This window comes from Xanthomonas sp. SHU 199, assembly GCF_000364665.1.
Lineage (GTDB): Bacteria > Pseudomonadota > Gammaproteobacteria > Xanthomonadales > Xanthomonadaceae > Xanthomonas_A > Xanthomonas_A sontii.
The window spans coordinates 1-1,609 of the sequence record NZ_AQOI01000365.1; the positions used below are offsets into that span (position 1 = coordinate 1).

Consider the following 1,609-nt stretch of genomic DNA (forward strand, 5'->3'; position numbering starts at 1 on the left):
CAAGCCGACGCCGCTTTGCGGCGCGGCTTAACTCAGATGGTAGGTGTAAAAAATGGAATTCCGAACACTCAAGTGCCCACACTGCAAAAAGATGGGAGTCAGCCTGGTCAAGAAGCTCCTATCCGGACCCGCCTTCGAGCATCGTTGCAGTAAATGCAACAGGTACTGGGGTGTTTCGCATTGGGCGGCCCTAGCGTCTGTGACTTGCGTTGTTGCCTATATCGTCTATCTCGCACTCGGGGGACCAGTTCCATTTGGCTCGCGTACTTTTGCGACCATTGCGTTCACTCTTGCGCTTTGCATACTTTTACTCATGGTGCCAACCGTCAAAAAATAGGCTGGCACCTAACAGTTCATTCAAGCAGAATCGGCGTGCAGCTTGCATGACCAACGTCGCGGGCGCCCTGGCTTGCCGGCGATCGTCGGCAGGGCATCGACCAGTCCTCGAAGACCACCGCGTCGTGCCGGTTGGCTCCGGTCACGCAGACCGCCAAGTGAATGCCATTGCGGTCGACGATCAGATGCCGCTTGGTGCCGAGTTTGCCGCGATCGGTCGGGTTCGGCCCGGTGTACGCTCCCCCCGTGGGGAGGCCACACTGGCCGCGTCCAGGCTGGCTCGGCTCAGGTCCAGCTTGTCGGCTCGCCGCAACTCGGACAGCAGGACCTGATGCAGGCGATGCCGGACGCCGGCGGCCTGCCAGTCGCGTAACCGGCGCCAACCGGTCATGCCGCTGCCGTAGCCCAAATCCAGGGGAAGTTCTTCCCATGGGATGCCGGTACGCAGGACATAGACGATGCCGTTGAGGGCCTGCTGATCTCTGACGCGAGGCCGCCCTCCTTTGGGCGAAGGCTTTACTGATGGGATCAGCGGTTAGATGCGCTTCCGCAGCGCGGCGGGGATCTCTTTGCGACGGGCCATGTCGCCAATTTTGCCACCTGCGAATCTGTGTTCAAATAGGTTTTGTTAGTGACTCTTAGTCCGGTTCCATCCATGCATCCTTGCTGATCGACAGGACATCCCATGATTGCAGGCAAGAGCAAACTCGATCGCAAAAAGAACCTGGCGTCGATCGTCGCCGGTCATCTCGTGTCTCTCGGCCACACCGCTTCGGTTGTGGAAGGGAGGGTCAATTCGGCTGGTCACAGGGATCAGGTGCTCGTCGATAGCGCGATCGGCCTGGTGCATGTCACCGCATCGAGCAACACCGAGCCGAACGGCAGCATCCTGTGTTCGGATATCGAAGACGGGGATCAGTCGTTCCTCGCCGACAAGGAAGTCGTGGCTTTTGGCTGGAACACCGGCGATGGGCGGACGACGGTCATGCTCGTGCCTGCCGAGGCGGTGCGCGGCAACAAATCGATGACCAAGGATCAGATCAGGTCGGCTAGCATTCGCGCGTACACCCTGATGCTGGGGCCACATGCATGAGCCTCGATGCAGGCACGACCGGCCCGAGCCGGCTTGGTTCACGGCTCAGGCACGATTTTCCACCCAAGAAGGCAGACCGCCCGATGAAATCGCTCCGCCGCTGTACGCTTCTTGCACTCGCATTGCTGGTCTTCTGTTTTTCTGCCACGGCGGGCAATTCCCAAGATACGGTACTGACAT

At 59.6% G+C, this 1,609-nt stretch carries 2 protein-coding genes and 1 pseudogene; 2 read left to right on the plus strand and 1 reads right to left on the minus strand.

The window, feature by feature from the left end:
• Nucleotides 1–366: 366 nt before the first annotated feature.
• Nucleotides 367–868, minus strand: a pseudogene (locus tag D183_RS26470) (IS5 family transposase); the annotation flags it as partial.
• Nucleotides 869–1,021: 153 nt separating this feature from the next.
• Between D183_RS26470 and D183_RS0112445 the strand changes: the two are divergent.
• Together D183_RS0112445 and D183_RS28015 are read left to right on the plus strand one after the other, a co-directional pair.
• Nucleotides 1,022–1,429, plus strand: a complete 408-nt coding sequence (locus tag D183_RS0112445; RefSeq protein WP_017909280.1) for a hypothetical protein — start codon at nt 1,022–1,024, stop codon at nt 1,427–1,429.
• Nucleotides 1,426–1,609, plus strand: a 184-nt coding sequence (locus D183_RS28015) for a hypothetical protein (RefSeq protein WP_232757268.1), incomplete at its 3' end; no start/stop codon positions are given. The genes D183_RS0112445 and D183_RS28015, both read left to right, overlap by 4 nt.

Bases quoted from the DNA above. Each gene is read 5' to 3' on its own strand.
- D183_RS0112445 (WP_017909280.1), top strand. From the start codon at position 1,022: ATGATTGCAGGCAAGAGCAAACTCGATCGCAAAAAGAACCTGGCGTCG.